The following is a 2,873-nucleotide window of genomic DNA, read 5'->3' on the forward strand; positions in this document are numbered from 1 at the left end:
CGAGGAGCGGGATGTCAGCCTCCGTCCACGAGGCGTCGGCCGGGCGCTCGAGCAGATCGCGCTCCTGCTCCGTCAGGCCCGGCGCGACGGCGTCGAGGATCCGCCGCCTCGAGAACAGCTCGACGAGGAGCTGCTGGGGAGTCATCGGCATCCAACACAGATTGAGCGCGACGCGGACGTCCCGCGCCTGCCGCACATCCTCGGCAAGGTACGAGCGGTCGGCGTTGTTGCCCACGCTCGAGGCCTCGACCTTGGACTGGAGCTGCTCCGTGAGTTCGCGGAGCAGGATCTTCACGAACGTGTTGCGTGCCTCGTTGTGCGGCTTTCCAGTGGCGCGGGCCTTCTCGCGGGCGCGGCGCACCTGCCGCGGCGTGAGCAGCAGCTTCGTGCCCTCGACGTCGAGGATCCGATCGCCTGCCGGGACGCGCTGGCGGTTCGCGACCGCGGCCGCGATGAGCTCGACCATGCGCTGGCTGCCCTTGAGCTTCGCGACGCGCGCGTCCTCTTCGGGCACGCCGTTGATGCCGGGCATAAGGCGGCCCACGCTCGACATGACGACGCCCGTCTCGCCGAGCGACGGCAGGACGCGCTCGATGTACTTCATGAACGAGAGCGAGGGCCCCACGAGCAGCACGCCGGCCGACTTGAGCCGGTCGCGGTGGCTGTAGAGGAGGTAGGCGGCCCGGTGGAGTGCGACGGCGGTCTTGCCCGTGCCGGGTCCGCCCTGCACGACGAGGGCGCCGGGCATGGGCGCGCGGATGATCCGGTCCTGCTCGGCCTGGATCGTGCTCACGATGTCAGCCATGCGGCCGGTCCGCTTGGAGTTCAGCGCCGCGAGAAGCGCGCCCTCGCCCTGGTGGTGATGTGCGGCGTCGAGCATCTCGGAGTCGAGGATGTCATCCTCGATGGCCTTGACGTCGCGGCCCTGGAGGATGAGGTGACGGCGGCGCCGCACACCTTGGCGATCGAACGCCGTCGCCTGGTAGAAGTGGCTCGCCTCGGGGGCTCGCCAGTCGACCATGAGGCGCCGCAGATCGTCCGTGCTCAGGCCGATGCGACCGATGTACTGGGCCTCGCCGTCGTCGAGATCGAGCCGGCCGAAGACAAGCCGGTCCTCGACCGCGTCAAGTTGCGCGAGCCGGTCCTCGTAGAGCGCGGCGAAGGCGTCGCGTTCCGAGATGTTCTGCACGGAGCCGATCGCCCCCGCCTTGCGCACGGCCGCGAGCTGATCGCGTTTCTCGTCGCGCAACTCATCGAGCCGGCGGTACAGGCCCCGCACGTAGTCCCGTTCGTGAGCCAGATCGGCGTCGAGCATCGGCGCATTCCCCTTACTGCAATGACGGACCGTCCATTCTACAGCGATTCCTGTGAACTTGCGGTGCTGGTCACACGTCGACGCGCTGCAGGGAGCGGACCCGGTGCCCCGCGAGGGCGGCGCGCCCGTGCAGGGCGGTGAGTTCAAGGACGACGCCGATGCCCGCCACGTGCGCGCCCGTGCGCTCCATGAGGCGGGTCGCCGCCGAAAGAGTGCCGCCCGTCGCGAGGACGTCGTCGAGGAGGAGGACGCGAGTTCCCGGCGGGATATCGTCCTCGTGGACCTCGAGGGTCGCCGATCCGTACTCCAAGGCGTAGTCCTCGGAGATCGTGCGTCGAGGAAGCTTGCCCTTCTTGCGCACGGTAATCACGCCCGTCCCCGTGGCGTACGCTGCGGCGGCGGCCAGGAGAAAGCCCCGCGCCTCGACGCCGGCCACGAGCTCGAACTGCCCCGCGAAGGGCACCGTGAGCGCGTCGACGATGGCGCGCAGGCCCACGGGGTCCGCGAAAACGGGAGTCAGGTCCTTGAACGTGATCCCAGGCTTGGGATAGTCCTCCACAGTCGCGCACAAGCGGTCGAGGAGCTCATCGAGGCTCTCCCCGCGCGGACCCGTCGAAGGCGTGCTTCCTGGGGTCGCGGGGGTGCGTCGGGAGGCGGAGTCAAAAGTCACTACTCAACGTTACCGAATGTTCATGTCCACACCGGACCGACCAGTCTTAACCAGCGCCCCGGCTGGTGCTTCAATATCCGCATGCTTCACTCGGTTGCGCTCGCCGGGCACGGCGTCCGTCTGTTGCCGCTCACGCCTCTCCAGGCCGAGCACCTCTTTCCCCTCATCGACGCCGAGCTCTGGTCGGGCATGGCCGCCCGGCGGCCCGAGACTGTCGAAGAGCTCGCGGGCCTCTTCGCGTCGCGCCTCGACGACCCCCGCGCGATCCCGTTCGCGGTGGCGGACGACGCGACGGGATCCCTCCTGGGCTCGACCGGGCTCTACGACGTCGATCCCGTGCTTGGCCGCGCCGAGATCGGCGGAACGTTCTTCGGCAGGCCCTCCTGGGGGTCCGGCGCCAACGCCGCGTCGAAGCTCTTGCTCATGCGCTACACGTTCGACGCGATCGGGGTGCATCGGGTCACGTTCCGCGTTGACACGCGCAACGGGCGAAGCGCCAAGGCGATCCTCAAGCTCGGCGCCGTCTACGAGGGCACGCTTCGGGCGTACCGCCCGGGTCACGACGGCGGGCGAATCGACACCGCGGTGTTCTCCGTTCTCGCGGCCGAATGGCCCGCGGTGCATGAGCGGCTCCTGAACCGCCTCACGGGACGCGACGAGGCACCGCTCGACGCCGCCTAGGCAAATGGGCGGTGCCCCCGGCCCGCCGTTTCCGACCACCTTTGACCGTGGGAATCTCACCACGGCGGCGTGTTGCGGACGACGCGCCGCCTGAGCGCGTCAAAGCCGGTCGGAATGCGATAGAGCGTCAACGCACGACGGCGTCTCCCGCAGCCCGCGCGCGGACCCGGGGCTTCGCGGGGCGGTAGGCGGACACGCTCGGCTCCC

At 69.5% G+C, this 2,873-nt stretch carries 3 protein-coding genes; 1 reads left to right on the forward strand and 2 read right to left on the reverse strand.

What is annotated here, in order from left to right; all coding sequences use genetic code 11:
- Together ACLN58_RS20330 and ACLN58_RS20335 are read right to left on the reverse strand one after the other, a co-directional pair.
- On the reverse strand, positions 1 to 1,315 hold a 1,315-nt coding region (locus tag ACLN58_RS20330), incomplete at its 3' end, for a HelD family protein (RefSeq protein WP_415857047.1).
- 70 nt (positions 1,316 to 1,385) lie between these two features.
- Positions 1,386 to 1,985, reverse strand: a complete 600-nt coding sequence (locus ACLN58_RS20335) for an adenine phosphoribosyltransferase (RefSeq protein ID WP_415857048.1) — start codon at positions 1,983 to 1,985, stop codon at positions 1,386 to 1,388.
- A gap of 81 nt (positions 1,986 to 2,066) precedes the next feature.
- On the opposite strand from ACLN58_RS20335, the gene ACLN58_RS20340 reads away from it, so the two are divergent.
- Positions 2,067 to 2,666, forward strand: a complete 600-nt coding sequence (locus ACLN58_RS20340; protein ID WP_415857049.1) for a GNAT family N-acetyltransferase — start codon at positions 2,067 to 2,069, stop codon at positions 2,664 to 2,666.
- Positions 2,667 to 2,873 lie beyond the last annotated feature (207 nt).

Source organism: Sinomonas sp. G460-2, from assembly GCF_047759905.1.
GTDB lineage: Bacteria > Actinomycetota > Actinomycetes > Actinomycetales > Micrococcaceae > Sinomonas.

Coding starts and splice junctions, on each gene's coding strand:
- ACLN58_RS20340 (WP_415857049.1), top strand. CDS start 2,067: ATGCTTCACTCGGTTGCGCTCGCCGGGCACGGCGTCCGTCTGTTGCCG.